General features: G+C 28.6%; 18 protein-coding genes. 1 reads left to right on the top strand and 17 read right to left on the bottom strand.

Annotated features, from left to right (window positions below; genetic code table 11):
- Positions 1-33: 33 nt before the first annotated feature.
- The 17 genes from I1959_RS04240 to lgt all read right to left on the bottom strand — a co-directional run bounded on the left by I1959_RS04240 (position 34) and on the right by lgt (position 18,777).
- On the bottom strand, positions 34-699 hold the full coding sequence (locus tag I1959_RS04240; RefSeq protein WP_092924184.1) for an accessory gene regulator ArgB-like protein: 666 nt from the start codon (positions 697-699) through the stop codon (positions 34-36).
- A 2-nt stretch (positions 700-701) separates the two neighbouring features.
- Entirely contained in the window at positions 702-1,178 is a 477-nt protein-coding gene (locus I1959_RS04235) for a hypothetical protein (RefSeq protein WP_092924181.1), read from the bottom strand.
- A 118-nt stretch (positions 1,179-1,296) separates the two neighbouring features.
- Positions 1,297-2,070 carry an RNA polymerase sporulation sigma factor SigG gene (gene sigG, locus I1959_RS04230; protein ID WP_092924178.1) on the bottom strand — a complete coding sequence of 258 codons (774 nt, stop codon included), beginning with the start codon at positions 2,068-2,070 and terminating at the stop codon, positions 1,297-1,299.
- 79 nt (positions 2,071-2,149) lie between these two features.
- Positions 2,150-2,872 (bottom strand): RNA polymerase sporulation sigma factor SigE, encoded by a 723-nt coding sequence (gene sigE / locus I1959_RS04225; protein WP_092924175.1) that lies wholly within the window; start codon positions 2,870-2,872, stop codon positions 2,150-2,152.
- Between the two features lie 28 nt (positions 2,873-2,900).
- Positions 2,901-3,737: a sigma-E processing peptidase SpoIIGA gene (locus I1959_RS04220; RefSeq protein ID WP_092924172.1), complete on the bottom strand. Its 837-nt coding sequence runs from the start codon at positions 3,735-3,737 to the stop codon at positions 2,901-2,903.
- A gap of 405 nt (positions 3,738-4,142) precedes the next feature.
- Positions 4,143-5,312 (bottom strand): cell division protein FtsZ, encoded by a 1,170-nt coding sequence (gene ftsZ / locus I1959_RS04215; RefSeq protein WP_092924169.1) that lies wholly within the window; start codon positions 5,310-5,312, stop codon positions 4,143-4,145.
- Between the two features lie 539 nt (positions 5,313-5,851).
- A complete protein-coding gene (locus tag I1959_RS04210) occupies positions 5,852-6,574 on the bottom strand; it encodes a cell division protein FtsQ/DivIB (protein WP_092924166.1) in 723 nt (240 codons plus the stop codon).
- 103 nt (positions 6,575-6,677) lie between these two features.
- Positions 6,678-7,946: a UDP-N-acetylglucosamine 1-carboxyvinyltransferase gene (gene murA, locus I1959_RS04205; protein WP_166505899.1), complete on the bottom strand. Its 1,269-nt coding sequence runs from the start codon at positions 7,944-7,946 to the stop codon at positions 6,678-6,680.
- A 75-nt stretch (positions 7,947-8,021) separates the two neighbouring features.
- Positions 8,022-9,260, bottom strand: coding sequence for an undecaprenyldiphospho-muramoylpentapeptide beta-N-acetylglucosaminyltransferase (gene murG, locus I1959_RS04200; protein WP_092924160.1), 1,239 nt, complete (start codon positions 9,258-9,260; stop codon positions 8,022-8,024).
- Positions 9,261-9,274: 14 nt separating this feature from the next.
- A complete protein-coding gene (gene spoVE, locus I1959_RS04195; RefSeq protein ID WP_092924157.1) occupies positions 9,275-10,405 on the bottom strand; it encodes a stage V sporulation protein E in 1,131 nt (376 codons plus the stop codon).
- A gap of 33 nt (positions 10,406-10,438) precedes the next feature.
- Complete coding sequence (gene murD / locus I1959_RS04190) at positions 10,439-11,800, bottom strand: UDP-N-acetylmuramoyl-L-alanine--D-glutamate ligase (protein WP_092924155.1); 1,362 nt, start codon at positions 11,798-11,800, stop codon at positions 10,439-10,441.
- 16 nt (positions 11,801-11,816) lie between these two features.
- The gene (gene mraY / locus I1959_RS04185; RefSeq protein WP_092924153.1) at positions 11,817-12,788 is read right to left on the bottom strand and encodes a phospho-N-acetylmuramoyl-pentapeptide-transferase; all 972 of its coding nucleotides are present in this window, start codon (positions 12,786-12,788) and stop codon (positions 11,817-11,819) included.
- A 37-nt stretch (positions 12,789-12,825) separates the two neighbouring features.
- The gene (locus I1959_RS04180; RefSeq protein WP_195237217.1) at positions 12,826-14,199 is read right to left on the bottom strand and encodes a UDP-N-acetylmuramoyl-tripeptide--D-alanyl-D-alanine ligase; all 1,374 of its coding nucleotides are present in this window, start codon (positions 14,197-14,199) and stop codon (positions 12,826-12,828) included.
- A gap of 221 nt (positions 14,200-14,420) precedes the next feature.
- The gene (locus I1959_RS04175; RefSeq protein ID WP_243239996.1) at positions 14,421-16,400 is read right to left on the bottom strand and encodes a stage V sporulation protein D; all 1,980 of its coding nucleotides are present in this window, start codon (positions 16,398-16,400) and stop codon (positions 14,421-14,423) included.
- A gap of 15 nt (positions 16,401-16,415) precedes the next feature.
- On the bottom strand, positions 16,416-16,640 hold the full coding sequence (locus I1959_RS15450; RefSeq protein WP_243239995.1) for a hypothetical protein: 225 nt from the start codon (positions 16,638-16,640) through the stop codon (positions 16,416-16,418).
- Positions 16,641-17,052: 412 nt separating this feature from the next.
- Positions 17,053-17,988, bottom strand: a complete 936-nt coding sequence (gene rsmH / locus I1959_RS04165; protein ID WP_092924144.1) for a 16S rRNA (cytosine(1402)-N(4))-methyltransferase RsmH — start codon at positions 17,986-17,988, stop codon at positions 17,053-17,055.
- Between the two features lie 24 nt (positions 17,989-18,012).
- Positions 18,013-18,777 (bottom strand): prolipoprotein diacylglyceryl transferase, encoded by a 765-nt coding sequence (gene lgt / locus I1959_RS04160; protein WP_271892706.1) that lies wholly within the window; start codon positions 18,775-18,777, stop codon positions 18,013-18,015.
- Between the two features lie 205 nt (positions 18,778-18,982).
- Between lgt and I1959_RS04155 the strand changes: the two genes are divergently transcribed.
- Positions 18,983-19,624 (top strand): TrkA C-terminal domain-containing protein, encoded by a 642-nt coding sequence (locus I1959_RS04155; protein ID WP_195237213.1) that lies wholly within the window; start codon positions 18,983-18,985, stop codon positions 19,622-19,624.
- Positions 19,625-19,664: the final 40 nt, after the last annotated feature.

Here is a 19,664-nt window from a genome sequence, read left to right as displayed (position 1 = left end):
TCCCCCTTACATTTTATTTTGCCCTAAATATATTTAAGACATATTTTTAGATAAAAACTTATTTATATTAAAAAAATTATCTAACAAGTTGATAAGTCTGCCCCCTAGGCTAGTTAATACAAACACTTGAAGTCCTATTCCTAGTACCATTGATAAGGCTATACTTTTTGCAATTGTAACATTGTTTATTGAATATATACTAAGTAATATTATAATTAAAACTACATATATATTAATTAGATTAAAGGCTTTTTTTCTTAATTTTTTTCTAGTACTTTCTTTTTTCAAAGGTTTATTCTTTGATGGTACTGGACATTTTTTATATAAAATATAATAAGAAAATCCTATTATAGATATTATCATTAATATAGTAATACTCATATCAATATCCATTATACTTATTGATATATAAGATAGTATATATGCTAATATAACTCCTATTAAAGTGCATCTCTCTGGGCTAGTTGCATGCACACCTCCAGAATACCTTTTTAAAATAGCGGATGTTATAGATATTGTCATAATTTCAATTAATGTTTTAGTTAATAAACCTACTATTATCGTTACAACTATTGCTAAACTAGTATGTAATATTGTAAATAGCCCATAGTTTATAACTGCTATTTCTTCATCATTTTTATCAAGCTTCTTCCCTAACTTATTCGACGCTTTTAACGATAACTCCTCTATTATCCCCATAATTATCCCCTCTTAATATATTGGTTCACATTTTCCATAACTATTTTTTTTAGTAAAAATACAATTCCTATAGCTATTAAAAGTGACGGTAACGTTCTTATAGCTGAAATTGGTCCGTCTTGATTAGTTAAAATTTCTATTGGTATATTTAATAAACTTGTTGCTATAAAAATATATATCCCTTCACTCATGGCAAGTGCTATAAAAAATAAGCATGTTGATATTACTGTTCTTAATAAATCACCATTTGACATTTTGTATAACATTATTCCTAAAGCTATCATAGATAATATTGTATGTACTCCAAAATTTATAGGTAAAGATCTTATCGCTATTACTATCACACCTAATAAAAATCCTTTTTTTAATATTTCTTTATTATCTAATTTTATTCCCATAAGCAACATCCCACAAAATATAGTTACTAGACTTTCTGGAAATGTACGCAAGATCATATATCCTATTGATGATGTTAACATGGTCTAACTCCTATTCTTATCACATATTAAGAAAAATTTTTCAATTTTTAAAAATGTTTTCTCAGTTCTAAGAAAAATCGTTGGCATTATATACCAACGATTTTTCTTATACTATATATTATATATATTTTCTCATATTTTTCAATGCGTTTTTTTCTATTCTCGATACTTGCGCTTGCGATATACCTATCTCATCAGCTACTTCTATTTGAGTTCTTCCTTTATAAAACCTAAGATCTAAAACTAACCTTTCTCTGCTATTTAATTTTTTTATGGCCTCTTTTAAGGCAATTTCTTGTAACCAATTTTCATCTGTATCTTTTTTATCTTGAACTTGATCCACAACAAATATTGCATCTCCATTATCCTGATAAACTGGATCAAATAATGATATAGGATCCTGTATTGCATCTAATGCCATTACAACATCTTCAATAGGTAATTCTAATTCCTTAGATATCTCAGATACTGTAGGTTCCTTTGAATTTGATCTAACAAGTCTTTCTCTTACTTGTAAAGCCTTATATGCAATATCTTTTAATGACCTACTTACTCTTATTGGATTGTTATCTCTTAAATATCTTCTTATCTCACCTATAATCATAGGGACTGCATAAGTTGAGAATCTTACATTTTGACTTAAGTCGAAGTTATCAATAGCCTTTATAAGTCCTATACATCCAATTTGAAATAAATCGTCTATATTTTCCCCTCTATTGTTGAATTTTTGTATTACACTTAAAACTAGTCTTAAATTACCTCTTACAAATTGCTGTCTTGCTTCTTCATCCCCATCTTTTATCTTGTGAAGAAGTTCGGTCATCTGATTATTTTTAAGTACTGGAAGTTCAGATGTATTTACACCACAGATTTCAACTTTATTAATTTGCATAAATTTCAGTCCTCTCTTAAAAGTTTTATCTATATGAAATTATTTACACATCATATTTTTTTATACTTTTAAGAGATAATTATATAAATTTTTTCATTTCTTTTTTTAATCTTGATATTATTTTTTTTTCTAATCTAGATATATAAGATTGAGATATTCCAAGTATATTAGCTACTTCTTTTTGAGTTTTCTCCCTTCCCCTATTTATTAGCCCAAACCTTAATTCCATAATTTGCTTTTCTCTATCTGATAATCTATCTAAAGCCATAACCAATAAATCTTTATCTATCTCTTCTTCTATTATTTTATAGATTTCATCATTTTCTGTTCCTAATACATCTGAAAGTAGTAGTTCATTTCCATCTAAATCTATATTTAAAGGTTCATCAAAGGATACTTCTACCTTCTTTTTATTATTTTTTCTAAGATACATTAGGATTTCATTTTCGATACATCTTGATGCGTAAGTAGCTAATTTTATATTTTTATTTAACTTAAATGTATTTACAGCTTTAATAAGTCCTATCGTGCCAATTGATATTAAATCCTCAATATCAATTCCAGTGTTTTCAAATTTTCTAGATATATATACTACTAATCTTAAATTTCTCTCTATTAAAATTGTTTTTACTTCTTCATCTTTTTCTAACCTTTGTAATAGCTCACTTTCTTCATCTGAATTTAATGGTGGTGGTAATACATTTACGCCCCCCATGTAATACACACCTTTTGGTTTTAAGATTTTAAATTTAATTAGTATTTTCTTAATTCTGATAGATAACTTTGCAATTAATGACTTCATAATAATCTCCCCCTTTTGTTTGTTTTATTTACGATAATATACTAGGATTTAGTATAGCATTGTATTTATCATCATCAAAATCTGATATTCCAACCACTATATTACCTATTTTTGTTTTATCAATTTCTATATAATCAGCTTTTATACCAAGCATTATATTATTTTTGCTACTTCCACCATGCTTATAAGGTATAACTCTTACCCTAGATGCAATATCACTTTCTAAATTATCTATTATACTTTCAATCTCAACTATATCTATATCATCGTATTCATAATCGTATAGATAGCTTGGAATTATATTTCTCAAAGCTTTGGATTTTACTATTACTATGTCATTATTACTTAAAGGATCTTTTAATAAATTTCCAGTATCTAATAATGCCTTGCAACTACATGTCTTATTAAGCAATGTTATTTCAATTTCTTTTGTACTCTCCTTTATTTGCCTCATTAAACTTATATCATTATAGATATATTTTAAAAGTTCACAACTTGTATATGCACAAATGATTAAAAATGATATCTTTAAATGACTTATACCTGTGAAATAAATTATAAAAAATGTAGTTCCAGAAATAAATATATTAACTAATAAAAATACCAACAATACTCTAAAGTATTCTTTTTTATTTTTATAATCAAATAAAAATAATGTTATTAGTCCTATGATAATAATCTTTAGTGGTAGCGTAAATAATATATCTAGTTGTGGAAAAATGTACGCAATTGAATACAATGTACCTACAGATGCACATATCCATTTTTTTTTATTGTTATTATATTTTTTTGTTAGTATAGATGTACAACTTATAATAATATAATTTATTAATAGGTTTTCTATAATGTAGTACTCTATATACATTAAGCTAACCTCCTTTAACCTTTGTGTATATTATAAGTTAGATAGTTTATAATTTTATGTCATTTTTAATGGTCGAAACCCATTTATTTTAGTGTAAAAATTCACAAAAAAAGAAAGCATTCTGCTTTCTTTTCTATTTAATATTTATATAGTATTGTTATATTGTTTTTATTTAATTAACTTTGTTATTCTCTATACTAATATTTATTCAAAGTTATCTATCTTTATTCTTAAAATTATAATAACTAATTTTTTATATAAAAATTTTACTTTATTCATATCTCTACTTAATTTGCTAATTTCTCAAGTATTTTTTAGATTTATATATGCTATCTATATATTTTTTAATATTTTAAGCTTAATAAAAATTTTTTATATACAAAAAAAGAAGTCATTTAGACTTCTTTATCTTCTTCTTCTTAAGAAAGTTGGTATCTCCATTTCATCCTCTTCCATGAAGCTAGATCTTTTAGGTTCTTCTTTTGGAGCTATGATCTCTTCTTTCTCTTCTATTATTGATGTTTTTTGCATTTGTGGTGCTGGTTGTGTTGGTTGTGTATTTAAAGTAGGTCTTGAAGTAGCCTTTGGTTTTTCAGCTATCTTGTAACCTAAGTCATGATTATTTTCATCAAAACCAGTCGCTATAACAGTAATCATTATTTCTTCACCTAAGTCTTCTCTTATAGATGCACCGAATATTATGTTTGCTTCTGGGTCACATGACTCATTAACTAGAGTTGATGCTTCATTTATTTCAAGTAATCCTAGGTTAGGTCCTCCTGTTATGTTAAGTAAGACTCCTCTAGCACCTCTTATTGATGTTTCAAGAAGTGGTGATTGTATAGCTAGTCTAGCTGCTTCTATAGCTCTATTTTCACCTGAAGCACTTCCTAGACCCATATGAGCTAGTCCTTGTTCTTTCATTACAGAAGTAACGTCAGCAAAGTCTAAGTTTATAAGTCCTGGTACAGCTATTAAATCAGATATAGATTGTATACCTTGCTTTAATACGTCATCTGCTATAGAGAATGCGTCTAGCATAGATGTATTCTTTTGTACTATTTGTAAAAGTCTATCATTAGGTATAGTTATTAATGTATCAACTTTTGACTTTAATTCAGCTATCCCATTTTCTGCATTTTTCATTCTTACTTTACCTTCAAATAAGAACGGCTTTGTAACTACTCCTACTGTAAGTATTCCCATTTCTTTAGCAAGTTGAGCTATAACTGGAGCAGCACCTGTTCCTGTTCCTCCACCCATACCAGCTGTAACGAATACCATATCAGCACCTTGAAGTACCTTTACTATTTCATCCTTACTTTCTTCAGCGGCTCTTTTTCCTACTTCAGGATTTGCTCCCGCTCCAAGCCCTCTTGTTAATTTTTCACCTATTTGAATTTTATATTCTGCTTTTGATGTAAGTAAAGCTTGTTTATCAGTATTAACAGCTATAAACTCAACACCTTGAAGCTGTGCTTCAACCATTCTATTAACAGCATTGTTTCCACCGCCACCTGCACCTATTACTTTGATTTGTGCAAGTCCATCTGTTTCAACGTCAAAGTTTAGCATCGCGTAACCTCCCTATTTTATGATTATAAGTAAATGTATGTATTAATTATATCATTTAATTCTTGTTTTTGTTAATAATTAACTAAGTTATTCCACAAAAATATTCAATTTCCTCTTTTTTTATTTCTTAAATTTGTAACAATATGTCTTCTAATAACTGATAAGTTGTCATATAATCTCGACCTAAACACTAGTTTAGTGACATATTTACCTTAAAACCAAGACTTTATTGCACCAAATATAAAATCCTTACTTATAAGTATTTCTACAGATATATAAAAAATAATCTATAGGATAAGTAAACGTTATATAATATCAATCTACTATACATAAGGCTAATCTTATTAATATCCATATCATAAATGCTTACCCTCTTTATTTTACTTTGAAACACTTATATTTTTCAAGTTTTTTAATACTTTTTATTTATATTTTTTGTAGGAATTTTTTGTTATATTATTTTCCTCATTCATAACTTTTAATTGCATATTAAAAATCACTATGCCTTTTTATATTATTTTTGGTAAAATCACTCATACCTATGGCATGTAAATTGGATTTTTACCCTGTCTAAAATCAACTGTTCCTTTACTTATTTTACTACTTTGTAAATCTATTAATATTGCTTCTGTTTTTTTTATATTTTTTTCTATCTCTTTATTGTTTAAAAATATAATTTCTAAACCTTTTGGAGTGTACATTCTTATAGAATCTTCTTCTATTTTAACCTTATTTATTTTTTTGTATAAAGTGCAACTTTTTATATTTTTTAATACTTCCAATAAATTATTTTTATATCTTTCTTTTTTAAACTTTATATTATTATTCTTATCTAGCTTATATCCAATATCTATCATAAGATAATTATCTATTTCTTCATCTTTCTTAACTTTATCTATAAACTTACCTTTATTATCAATATAACATTTTAAACCATCATCTTGAATTATTCCTGATATTTCTTTTTCTATAATTATTATATGTAGCTTATTTGGAAATTCCCTTTTTACCCTTACATCTTCTATGTACTTATTTTCCTCAAGTTCTTTTTCCATATCTTTTAAGTTGTACATAAATATATTTTTATCTTCTCTTAGATCTAGAATTCTAACTATATAGTCCTTTGAAATTTTCTCATTTCCTTCAATTCTTATTTGATTACTATTGAAAATCTTGCTATTCAGTAGTGTGTATAAAATTACTATAATTATTAGTATTAATATTAGAATATTTATTAAAGCTCCCTTTTTTAATCTTTTCATAAAATATATCTCCTTAAAAATCGTATATAATATTAATACAACTAATAATATAATTTATCCTTTATACAATATAATCTTCATGAAAAAAAGGCTTAAAAGCCTTTTATTTTTCTATTTCCTCTATTTTTAATATATTTGCACCTAATCTTGTTAGGATATCTTCTATATTTTCATAACCTCTCTCAATATGATATATATTACTTATTTCTGTTTCCTGTGGAATAGTCAATGCCGCTAATACTAAAGCTGCCCCTCCTCTTAGGTCTGGAGATTTAACTTTTGCACTTCTTAACTTTTCTACACCCTTTATCATACATATATTTTCTGTTATATATTTAATATTAGCTCCTAACCTAGTTAATTCAGCACAATGCATAAACCTATTTTCAAAAATAGTCTCATGAAATACACTTATCCCATCCGAAAGGGTCATAAATGTCATAAGTTGAGCTTGCATATCTGTTGGAAATCCTGGATGAGGTGAAGTCCTAACTAAATCTATTGATTTTATTTTACTTGGTGGTTTAAGTAATAACCCACCATTTTTATACTCTATTTCACACCCTGCACTTCTTAGCTTATCACTTATAGGCTCCATATGTGATATTACTACATTATCTACTTCAAGTTTACCATTAGTTAATGCCGATGCTATCATATATGTTCCTATTGCTATCCTATCTGGTATGACATCATGTTCTACTCTGCGAAGCTTTTTTACACCTTCAATTTCTATATAATTAGTTCCGGCTCCCTTTACCTTGGCACCCATTTTATTTAAAAAATTTTGTAAATCTTCTATTTCAGGTTCTCTAGCTGCATTATATATTTTTGTTATTCCTGTTGCTTTAACTGCAGCTAGAATTGCATTTTCGGTAGCTCCAACACTTGGAAACTCAAAGTTTATTATATTTCCCTCTAAACTATCCTTATAACACTTTATAAAACCTTCGTCCTCTTCTATCCTTATACCTAATTTTTTTAAAGCCTTAAGGTGTAAATCTATTGGTCTTGAACCAATTGCACATCCTCCTGGGTAACTTATTTTAGTATAATCAAATCTACCAATCATTGCTCCCATTATAATTATGGAAGATCTCATTTTTCTAACGTAGCACTCCTCTATCTCCACTTGATCAGCAAATGAGCTATCTACAATAAGTGTACCATCGCTATAACTTACTTTACATCCAATGCTTTCTAATATTTTTATCATAAAATGTACATCTGATATATCAGGTACATTATGGATAATACTCACACTTTCATTAAGTATGGTGGCTGCCATTATTGGTAATATAGCATTTTTAGCTCCTCTTATACTAAGCTTTCCTTCTATTTTGTTGCCACCTTTAATTATATACTTAGACAAAATTATCCCCCCTAGTGCTGTATGTTAAATCATAAGGTCTATAATTTAAATATTATGTACTAGAGGGGATATATGTTACTTTTTCTTTATTCCAATTACTTTTGGTTGTTCTTGTTCTGTATCTTTATTACAAGCATTTTGTACTTCTTCTGCTTGATTATTTGTTTTTATCTTTTTATTTTCTTTTTTAGATGGTGATTTTTGCTTGTTATTAGCATTATAAATTTTTAGTATTTCATCATATATTATTTCAATAGCCTCAGGCTTTCCTATTTCTTTACTTGCATTTGCCATATCTATTAATTTTTCTTTATCTCCTAAAAGCCTAAACACTGTTTCATTTAATTTTTCAGGAGTTAAGTCTTTTTCAAGTATCGCTATTCCAGCACCTTGATTTTCTATACTTTTAGCATTATACTCTTGATGATTTTCAGCTGTATATGCTTTTGGTATAATTATTGATGGTTTTCCAAGTGCTGTTATTTCAGCTAAAGATATAGCCCCTGCGCTTCCTATAACTAAATCACTTGCTGCTAATGCATTAGCCATATCTTCTAAATATGGTACTACTTTTTGGTATGGCTTTAAATTTAAGTGACTTATAGTCTGAGAGAATTCTTCATAGTAATACTTTCCTGTAGCAAATATAAATGCTACGTCTTCTTTTACCATATTATCTATGACTAATCTCATTGCATTGTTTATATCTTCACTTCCTCCACTACCTCCGTAGCAAAGTACCATTTTCTTATCTTCAGTTATCCCTAAATTTCTTCTTGCTATATTTTTTCTAGCATTTAGTATTTCTTTTCTTACTGGATTTCCTGTAAGTGTTAATTTTTCTCTACTATCTTCAGGGAATCTTTGATGAGAATCTTCAAAGCTTGTTAATACTTTTGTAACCATCTTAGAAAGTATTTTATTAGTAACGCCTGGGAAAGAGTTTTGTTCATGTACTACTGTTGGAACTTTGTTTATAGCTGAGTTAAATAAAACTGGACCACTTACATATCCACCAGTTCCTATTACAACATCTGGCTTAAATTTTTTAACAACTCTTCTTGATTGCTCTAATCCTTTAAATAACTTAAATACTCTTTTTACATTATCCAAATCTATTTTTCTTTTAAATCCTTGTACTGTTACTGTTTCTAATCTATATCCATATTTAGGTACTATTTCTGATTCTATACCCTTTTGAGTTCCTACAAAAAGTATTTCTGCTTCTGGATGCTCCTCTTTTATTTTATTTGCTATGGCTATGGCTGGATAAACGTGTCCCCCAGTTCCACCGCCTGATAATAAAACTCTCATTTTATCCTCTCCTGTTAATTAATTTTGACATGTTTTGAGATATTTAGGACTATTCCTATAGCACTCATAAATATTACAAGGGAAGTTCCCCCATAACTTATAAATGGTAATGCAACTCCTGTAACTGGCATTGATGATGTTGCTACAGCAATATTTAAAGCTGCCTGTATTCCTATTTGTGCACCAATTCCTATAACTACCATACAAGCAAATATATTGTCGCATTTTAATGCTATTCTTACGCATCTATACACTAGTATAACAAATAACATTATAACTACTGCACAACCTATAAGACCTAGCTCTTCTCCTATTATAGCAAATATAAAGTCATTTTGGGGCTCTGGTATGTAAAACCACTTTTGCTGGCTCTTTCCTAGTCCCATGCCAAATAGTCCTCCAGAGCCTAATGCATAAAGCCCTTGAATGACTTGATACCCATTACCTAATGGGTCTTGGAAAGGGTCTAGAAATGATAATATACGCTTTAATCTATACTCTGAAGTTAATCCAAGTGCTAAGAATAATGCAATACCACTACCAAACATAAATCCAACTATTTTCATACTCATCCCTGCAACAAATATCATAACAAATGTTACTAATATTATAGTTCCTGCTGTTGACATGTTTGGTTGACCCATTATAAGTGTAAAAAATAAAAGTGGTACTAACATTAGTGGTATAAGCCCTTTTCTAAAAGACTTTATATTTTCATATTTTTTCTCTATTAATTTAGCTGTAATTATTATAGTTGCAAATTTAGCTATTTCAGCAGGTTGTATTGTAAATGCACCTACCCCTAACCATCTTCTAGCTCCGTTTGCTTTTATTCCAAGTGGAGTAAGTACTAATATAAGTAGTATTATAGATACTATACCTATAGGCTTTGTATTCTTTTTCCAGACCTTATAATCTACATTTGAAATAGTAATCATACAAATAAATCCTAGTATTGCATAAATTACATTTCTCTTTAGAAAATAATAAGCATCATGATGCTTAAAGGAGGATTGAACAAAGCTCGCACTAAACACCATGATGATTCCTATAAATACTAAAGTCATTGTAGTGTAAAATATCACACTATCAAACTCTGTTTTAACATTTTTTTCAATTTGTTTTTTTAAAGCTTCCTTAGTCATTAAAGACTTACCTCCATTCCCAAGACTAAGAGGTTACTTTAATTTGTTTACATTATCCTTGAAGTCATTACCCCTTACTTCATAACTCTTATACATATCCCAGCTTGCACAAGCAGGAGAAAGAAGTACTACATCATTTTCTTTTGCTATTTTATAAGATGTATTAACTGCTTCTTCCATATCTTTTACTAGATATATTTCTTTAAATCCTTTTTTAATTGCACATTCTTTTATTAAATTTGCTGTTTCCCCTAAAAGAACTAATGCTTTTACATTTTCTTTAGCTACTTCTAAAAATTCATCAAAAGTACTTTTCTTATCCATACCACCTGCTATTAATATTATAGGCTCCTTGTAAGACTGTACTGCCTTTATAGATGAATCTGGATTAGTAGCTTTAGAGTCATTTACAAATGTTACTCCATTTAGCGTTTTAACATATTCTTGTCTATGTTCTACCGCTTTAAATGTTTTTAGTACTTTTCTTATAACTTCTATGTCAACTTTTAGAACATATGCAATCATTGCTGCTGCCATACAGTTTTCTAAGTTATGATTTCCTGGTAAACTTAGCTCATCTTTGTTTAAAAGTACTATTTCTTTATCTAATCTTATAACTATATTGTTATTCTTATCTAAGAATATTCCTTCTTTTAATTCTGTAGTTCTTGAGAAGAATATTTTCTTAGCTTTAACTTTATCTTCTAATGCTCTTACATTTTCATCATCGTAATTTAGTATAGCAAAGTCTTCTTCATCTTGATTCATAAATATTCTAGATTTTGCTTGTATATAGTTTTTCATCGTATGGTGTCTATTTAAATGATCTTCTGTAAAGTTTAATATAGCACTAACACGTGGTTTAAAAGTGTCTATACTTTCTAATTGGAAGCTACTTAGCTCTGTTACTAATACAGAATCCTTAGTAGTAACCTCCACTGTATCTATAACAGGATTACCTATATTTCCAACGATATATGTATCATTGCTATTAGCTTTAAATATTTCTCCTACTAAACTTGTTGTAGTAGTTTTTCCATTTGTTCCTGTTATACCTATAAATACTGGATTATTAGTAGATAGTCTATAAGCTAATTCTACTTCTCCAATTAGTTCTATATTTTTCTCTTTTATCTTTAGTATAAATGGTAAATCTAGAGGAACTCCAGGAGATACCACTACTAATTCTATATCATCTATATTTTCTGGATGATATCCTAAGATATATTCTATATTGTCTAAGTCTTTTAATTCATTTAATATATCTTCTAGTTTTTCTTTTTCTTTTATATCATTTACTATTATATTAGCACCTAATTTATTTAAATGCTTTATTGTTGATATACCAGTTTTTGCAAGCCCTACTAATAGAACTTTTTTTCCATTAAGGTTCATTTTATTACCCCCACAATTAGAATATTGCTATTATTCCTATCCATGCTAAAACTACAGTAACTATCCAGAATGTAAATACCACTCTAGTTTCAGGCCATCCACATTGTTCAAAGTGGTGATGTATAGGTGCCATTTTGAATATTCTTTTTCCTCTTAGTTTGAAAGATCCTACTTGAAGTATTACTGATAATGCTTCTGCAAAGTATACTCCTCCAACTAATGGTATTAATAATATTGAATTAGTTAACACTGCAAATGCCGCAACTGCTCCACCTAATGCCATAGAACCAGTATCACCCATAAATATTCTAGCTGGGTATGAGTTAAATCCTAAAAATCCTAAACATGCTCCTACTGTAGCTGCTGCTAATACTGCAACATCAGGATTTGCAACTGTAGTGTATGATGCAAGTAACATAAAGAATATTGAAACTATTAAAGTTATTCCTGATGCTAACCCATCTAATCCATCAGTTAAGTTTACTGCATTTACTATACCTATTATTATAAATGTCATTATAGGTACGTATAATGGTCCTAAGTTTATATATGCATCTGTAAATGGTATTATAAGCTGCGCTGCACTTGGCGATGCACTATATTGATAATATGATATATATATAGCAAGTGCAAATTGAAGCACTATTTTTTGCCAAGGCTTTAAACCTAAAGATCTTCTTTTCTTTATTATTATAAAGTCATCTAAAAATCCTACCATACCAAATCCTATTATTGATATAAGACCTATTATTAAATCATTTCCAATTTGACTTCTAGTAAGCCCTGTTATTAGTATTGCTACCATCATTAATATTCCACCCATAGTAGGTGTTCCATTTTTTGCTAAATGTGTTTGAGGACCATCATCTCTAACCGTCTGCCCAAACTTAAATTTTGTTAACATTGGTATAAAAATTGGTCCTAATATTATTACTATTAGAAATGAAATCAATGATGTATACGTAAGTTCTGTTATTCCTAACATAATATATCTCCTCTCCCTTGCTGGCTATTTCTTTTGTTAATTACTTATTAAGATGTTCTACTATTTCTTCTAACTTCATACCTCTAGATGCTTTAACTAAAACTACATCTTCTTTATTTACTAAACTATCTATTTTACTTATAGCTTCTTCTTTAGTTTCAAAGTGATATGCATTTTGGCTATTAAATCCTAATTTTACTGCCTCATCTTTTATAAACTTTGAATCATTACCTATAGTTATTAATAAGTCAGTATTTTTAACTGCTTCTTCTCCTACTAATCTATGTCCATACTCTGCATGTTCACCCATTTCAAACATGTCTCCAAGTATAGCTACTCTTCTTTGATTATATCTTCCTAATATTTTTAGAGCTGCTTTCATAGAATCTGGACTAGCATTATATGCATCATTTATGATTGTTAGGTTTTCATTTTTTATTATGTCTAATCTCATTTTTGTAGCTTTGAAGTTTTTTAATCCTTCTTTTATCTTGTCTAGTGAAATATTTAAACTCATTCCAACTAAAACTGCTGCCATTGCATTGTATATATTGTGTTCTCCTACTGTAGGTATAAATATTTCTTCTTTAGAACCATTTATTATACATGTAAATGTTATACTATCTTCATTCATTTCATAGCTCTCACAATATATATCATTGTCTTTTGTAAATCCAAAAGTTTTTAGATTATAGCTAAGTTCTTTGTTTTTTAAGGTTGATAAAAACTTATCATCTCCATTAACTATTAATGTGCATGAAGAATCAAAATTTGTGGCTATTTCAAGTTTAGCTTTTAATATACCTTCTTGAGATCCTAAATTTTCTATATGAGATAACCCTATATTAGATATTACTCCTATTTTTGGATTAACTATATTAGCTAGGTATTCTATTTCATTAAAACCTGACATCCCCATCTCTATAACTGCACATTCATGACTGTCATCTAGTTTAAATAATGTTAATGGAACTCCTAATTGATTATTTAAATTACCTTCGTTTTTTAAAGTATTAAACTTTGATGATACTGCTGAGTATACCATATCCCTTGTAGTTGTTTTGCCAACACTACCTGTTATTCCTATATATGGTATATCAAATTGCTCTTTATAATATTTTGCTATATCACCAAGTGCTACCTCAGTATCTTTGACTTCTATTAAATTTATGTCCGAACTATCTAATTTTATGCTACTACTTTCATTTTTTATAAAAGTTTTGCATCCATTTTCATATGCTGAGCACATAAACTTATGTCCATCTAAGTTTTCACCTACTATAGCAACAAATGCATTTTTACCATTTGCATTTCTACTGTCTATAACTATATCTTCAATACAGAAATTTTCATCGCCTAGTATTAATTTACCTTTCGTTGCAATAACTATATCAGCTACTGTTAGACTTTTCATCTTTCAACCTCCTTTAAGTTATTAAATTTAACTTAATTTTCTGAATAAAGGGCAATGTATGTGTTATACATTGCCCCCCTTCTACTCTTAACTTTATAATTATATAATATATTGTTGTTTTTTTGAAGGTATTTCTAACAGATGTTAATAATCTTTTGCTTTTCGATTACAGATTTTTACATTTTCCTCCAGAAGTATTATAGTTCTTTTATATCTATTAATTATTTAAAATAAAGTGCTATACTAGATTCTTCATCTACCTTTATACCAGGTTTTGGAAACATATCAATAACCTTAGTCCCTTTAGGAATTTCTATATCTGTGTCTAAGTTAGGTATTAAGTTAACATCTTCTAATGCCTTAACAGCATCTTCTATAGCTAAGTCCCTTACGTCTGGAACTGTAACTTTATTTTTTTCAAATTCTTCTTTTTCTTCTTCACTATATTTTGGCTCTACTCCTAAATAAGGTAGTGCATCATTCATTATTTCTTTTACTATAGGTCCTGCTGTTGTACTACCAAAAGCACTTACTCCTGTTGGCTCATCAACTATTGCAAGTACTACTATTTGTGGATCATCGGTTGGAGCTATACCTATAAATGAACATATATATTTTCCTTGTGCATACCTTCCATCTATAACTTTTTGAGCAGTACCTGTTTTTCCACCTATTCTATACCCTGGTATATATGCAGCTTTACCTGATCCTTGACTTACAACAGATTCTACTATGTCCATCATCTTCTTTGATGTTTCTTCTGATATTACTTGTTTAACTTTCGTAGGTTTTATTTCCTCAATTACATTTCCTTGATTGTCTGTATAAGCTTTTACAAATCTAGGCTCCATTCTATTACCATCATTAGCTATAGATGATATTGCTGTTATTAGTTGTATTGGAGTTACAGATATAGATTGACCAAAAGATATAGTAGCTAACTCTACTGGACCAACATTTTTTTCATTATATAGTATACCTTTTGCTTCTCCTGGAAGATCTATATTTGTTTTATCCATAAATCCAAACCCTTCTATGTAATCATATAACTTTGATACTCCTAATCTATTACCAACTTCTATAAATACAGGGTTGCAAGAATTTTGAACTCCTTCTTTAAAACTTTGCTCTCCATGAGGTCTATAATGTCTCCAACATTTTATTCTTTGACCTTTGATAGTTACTCCACCTGTACATGTAAACTTATCATTTTCTTTTATTACATTTTCTTCTAATCCTGATGATGATGTTATAAGTTTAAATGTTGAACCTGGTTCATAAGTATCACTTATAGCTGGATTTCTCCACATTTTATAATATCCTTGTATCTTATCTTTTTCGCTGTATTTATCTAATTCTTCTTGATAGTATGGATATATTGGAGTTCTTGGGTCATTTGGATCATAATCTGGCTTAGATGCTAGAGATAATATATCTCCTGTTTTAGGGTCCATTGCTACAACTGTTACCCTTTTAGCATTATTAATCTCATATGCCTTTTGAACAGCTTTTTCAGTATAATGTTGTATTACTTCATCTATTGTAAGTACTAACCCCTTACCTTGAACAGGTTCATAGTATTGTTCCATTCCTCTTGGTATTTCTCTTCCTGATGCATCAGTACTTACTATTAATTTTCCTGCCTGGCCTTTTAAATACTTATCATATTGCATCTCAATACCTGCTATACCTTGGGAATCACTTGATGTATGTCCTAATACATAAGAAGCAAAGTTTCCATATGGATAGTATCTTTGATTATCTTCTGCTACCCAGATACCTGGTATTTTAGCCTCTCTTATTTTTGTTGCTTTTTCATCATCTATCCATCTTTCTATTTTAACTAATGCCATGTTTTTTTTGTTTACTAGCTTGTATATATCTTCATATTCTTTGTCTAAAATTTCAGCCACTTGTGTTGATGCACTTTTTTTGTCTTTGACTTCTACAGGCTTACACCATACAGTGTATTTTGTAACACTTACGGCTAACTCTTTCATATTTCTATCATATATAGTTCCTCTTTTAGGCTCTATAGGAATCTCTCTTGTTTGTTGTTCAATTGCCTTGGTACTTAACCACTCCCCTTTTATGAGTTGAAGATATCCTGTTCTAAATGTTAGTCCTAAAAAAAGTATACATGCTAACATAAGAACAAGCACTAATCTCTTTTTACTTATTCTCTTTACTTTTTTACTCAATTATTTTCCCCCTTACTACTTAATCTGTATGTATCTTATTTGATCCTTTGTAGGATAATCCATATTAAGTTCTTCTCTAGCCCTTTTTTCTATTTCATGTATTGATGTTTTAGTATCTGCCTTAGCTTTTGCTTCCTCTAGCCTTATTTCTTCTTTTCTCAATTCTTTTTTGAGATTACCTATGCTATATTTAAGTTCCCCTATTACTGAATAACCACATATATTTATTATTACCGTCATAAAAACTCCTACTGATAATGAGAGAATAAAAATAATTTTTTTTATTTTTTTTACTCTTATAATTTTATGTTTATTCTTTTTTCTCTTTTTATATTCGTTTATATCCTTGATTTTATTATTTTTTTCCATTAATCCACCTTCACTCTATCTTTTGATTTATTTTATATAAGCTTATTGCTAAATTTAAATTTGTAAATTATTTATATATTTCAAGTTTATGCACTACCTTCCTTTAAACTTTCATCGTAAAATAAATACAATAACAAACAAAAAAACTAGGAAATGATTATATATAACAAAATAATTTTTTCTTATTACATTAATTTACATAATCTATTTAATAAAATTTTGTCTTTATGAAAATAAAAAAGAGTGTTTTATGATTTTATAATCACAACACACTCTTTTTATATTATATTCTTTCACATACTCTTAGTTTTGCACTTCTACTTCTTGGGTTAACTTCTATTTCTTCATCACTTGGTAATATTGGTTTTCTTGTTATTACCTTTACAAGTGATTCTTTGTCACATTGACACATTGGTATATGAGATGGACATACACAATCTAATGCTAAGTCTCTAAATTCATTTTTTACTATTCTATCTTCTAATGAATGGAATGTTATTATACAAACTCTTCCACCTTTATTCATTATAGATACTGCATCATCTATCATTTTAGTTATTACACCTAATTCATTATTTACTTCTATTCTTATAGCTTGGAAAGTTCTTTTAGCTGGATGTGGTCCATCTATTCTAGCTTTTTTAGGTATTGCCTTTTTTATTACTTCTACAAGTTCACCTGTTGTTTCTATAGGTTTTTCTTTTCTTTCTTCAACTATAAACTTAGCAATACGCTTTGACCAATTTTCTTCTCCGTATTCTTTTATTATTTTGTGTAATTCATCTTCACTATATGTATTTACAACATCATATGCAGAAAAATCACATCTTACGTCCATTCTCATATCAAGTGGTGCATCTTGCATATATGAAAATCCTCTATCAGCTTCATCTAATTGATGAGATGATACTCCTAAATCAGCTAAAACTCCATCTATTTTATTTACACCGATTTTTTCTAATTCTTCTTTTATATTTTCAAAGTTACTATGAACAAATCTTACTCTATCGCTATATTCACTTAATCTTTCTTTTGCTGTAGCTATAGCATTTTTATCTTGGTCAAATCCTATAAATAATCCTTTATCTGATAATCTTTTTACTATTTCCTTTGAGTGTCCAGCACCACCCATTGTACAGTCTACATACACTCCATCTGGTTTTATATTTAAATTATCTATACACTCATTTAAGAGTACTGATACGTGATGAAATTCCATTTTGATATTCTCCTTAACCTAACTTTATTCTTCTGTGTTTTCTTTTTTTGATTTTTTTGATAAGTATATATGACAAATAATACCACCTATAATTCCTATTAAACTAATAGCTTGTGCCATTCTTATAGGCCCTAGCATTAAACTATCCGTTCTAAGACCTTCTATAAAGAATCTTCCTGTTGAATATAATATAATATAATATACTATTATTTGCCCTTCATATTTCTTTTTCTTTCTAAATAACCATAGGAATAAAAATATACCTAAATCCCAAATAGATTCATATAAAAATGTTGGATGAACCTTTACACCATCTACCATTATGCCCCAAGGTAGCGTTGTTGGTCCTCCATGAGCTTCTCCATTTATAAAATTGCCCCATCTACCTATAGATTGAGCTAAAGGCATACCTATTATAACTGTATCTGCCATTTTTAAGAAATTTATTTTTCTTATTTTTGTAAATATGTACCCAGCTAATACTCCACCTATTAAGGCTCCATGTATAGCCATTCCTCCACCTCTAAAGTTTAGTATTTGAGAAGGATATTGAGAATAATATTCCCAATTAAATATTACATAATACAACCTTGCACATAATAAACCTGTTGGTATAGCAACTATGGCTAAATCTAGTACATCATCTTCTTTAATTCCAACTCTTTTAGCTTCCCTTAAAGCTATTATAGTTCCTAAAATCATTCCTGTAGCCATTAGTATCCCATACCACATAACATCTATCCCAAATATGTTAAATGCTACTCTGTCCATATTTTTCACCTCTTGAATTTGTTTTTTATTTAATTGTAAATATAAAACTTGTATAAATTATGAATTTCTCTGTAATATTTTAATAATATTAATATATCTTATATATGCTAATTATTCAATGTTAATAGTATTATATTTAATATTTAGCTAATTTTATTTATATAGACATATTAGTTACTTGGAAGTAAAATATTATAGATAAGTATATACTTGAGGTGAAGATATGGAAAAAAAATATTCAATGCCTATATATCATAAAATCGCTCTAGATATAGCTAATAAAATTCACCTTGGAGAAATTAAAGAAGGTAGTTTACTAAAGGGAAGATCTTCTCTTGCTGCTACCTATAATGTTTCTCCTGAGACAATTAGAAGAGCTATGAAAATACTAGAAGATTTAGGCGTAGTTTCTAGCGTTAAAGGAAAAGGTATTTTAGTTTTATCATCGGATAAAGCACTTTCTTTTCTAAATAAGAACCAAAATATTACAAATGTATCATCATACAAATCTAATTTAAATAAACTTTTAGCATCAAAAGCTCAGTTAGAAAATGAAATACTTGATAATATAAATAAAATAATAGACTACTCTAGTAGGCTAGCCAATATAAACCCTTTAGTTCCTTTTGAATTTGAGATAACTAAAGAATGTAGAGTTATAGGTATGACTTCTGGAGAAACTAAGTTTTGGCAGCATACTGGCGCTACAATAGTTGGTGTTAAAAGGAATGGAGAACTTATGATTTCACCTGGACCCTACATAGAATTTATGGAAAATGATATATTATTAGTTGTTGGGGATAGCAGTATCCACCATTCAGTTCCTTCATTTTTATATGAGGATGACACTAAAAATGATGTTTAAGCACAAATAAAAGCAGATTATGTCCTGTGATAATCTGCTT

This window comes from Romboutsia sp. 1001285H_161024_C4 (assembly GCF_015550185.1).
GTDB classification, from domain to species: Bacteria; Bacillota; Clostridia; order Peptostreptococcales; family Peptostreptococcaceae; genus Romboutsia_C; species Romboutsia_C hominis.
The sequence above is the reverse complement of the archived record's forward strand: the minus strand, read 5'-3'. Positions and strand labels throughout refer to the sequence as shown.

Bases quoted from the DNA above. Each gene is read 5' to 3' on its own strand.
- murG (WP_092924160.1), bottom strand. From the start codon at position 9,260: ATGAGAGTTTTATTATCAGGCGGTGGAACTGGGGGACACGTTTATCCA.
- rsmH (WP_092924144.1), bottom strand. From the start codon at position 17,988: ATGGAATTTCATCACGTATCAGTACTCTTAAATGAGTGTATAGATAAT.
- I1959_RS04155 (WP_195237213.1), top strand. From the start codon at position 18,983: ATGGAAAAAAAATATTCAATGCCTATATATCATAAAATCGCTCTAGAT.
- I1959_RS04220 (WP_092924172.1), bottom strand. From the start codon at position 3,737: ATGTATATAGAGTACTACATTATAGAAAACCTATTAATAAATTATATT.
- I1959_RS15450 (WP_243239995.1), bottom strand. From the start codon at position 16,640: ATGACGGTAATAATAAATATATGTGGTTATTCAGTAATAGGGGAACTT.
- I1959_RS04240 (WP_092924184.1), bottom strand. From the start codon at position 699: ATGGGGATAATAGAGGAGTTATCGTTAAAAGCGTCGAATAAGTTAGGG.
- I1959_RS04210 (WP_092924166.1), bottom strand. From the start codon at position 6,574: ATGAAAAGATTAAAAAAGGGAGCTTTAATAAATATTCTAATATTAATA.
- sigE (WP_092924175.1), bottom strand. From the start codon at position 2,872: ATGAAGTCATTAATTGCAAAGTTATCTATCAGAATTAAGAAAATACTA.
- murD (WP_092924155.1), bottom strand. From the start codon at position 11,800: ATGAACCTTAATGGAAAAAAAGTTCTATTAGTAGGGCTTGCAAAAACT.
- spoVE (WP_092924157.1), bottom strand. From the start codon at position 10,405: ATGACTAAGGAAGCTTTAAAAAAACAAATTGAAAAAAATGTTAAAACA.
- I1959_RS04180 (WP_195237217.1), bottom strand. From the start codon at position 14,199: ATGAAAAGTCTAACAGTAGCTGATATAGTTATTGCAACGAAAGGTAAA.
- ftsZ (WP_092924169.1), bottom strand. From the start codon at position 5,312: ATGCTAAACTTTGACGTTGAAACAGATGGACTTGCACAAATCAAAGTA.
- I1959_RS04235 (WP_092924181.1), bottom strand. From the start codon at position 1,178: ATGTTAACATCATCAATAGGATATATGATCTTGCGTACATTTCCAGAA.
- sigG (WP_092924178.1), bottom strand. From the start codon at position 2,070: ATGCAAATTAATAAAGTTGAAATCTGTGGTGTAAATACATCTGAACTT.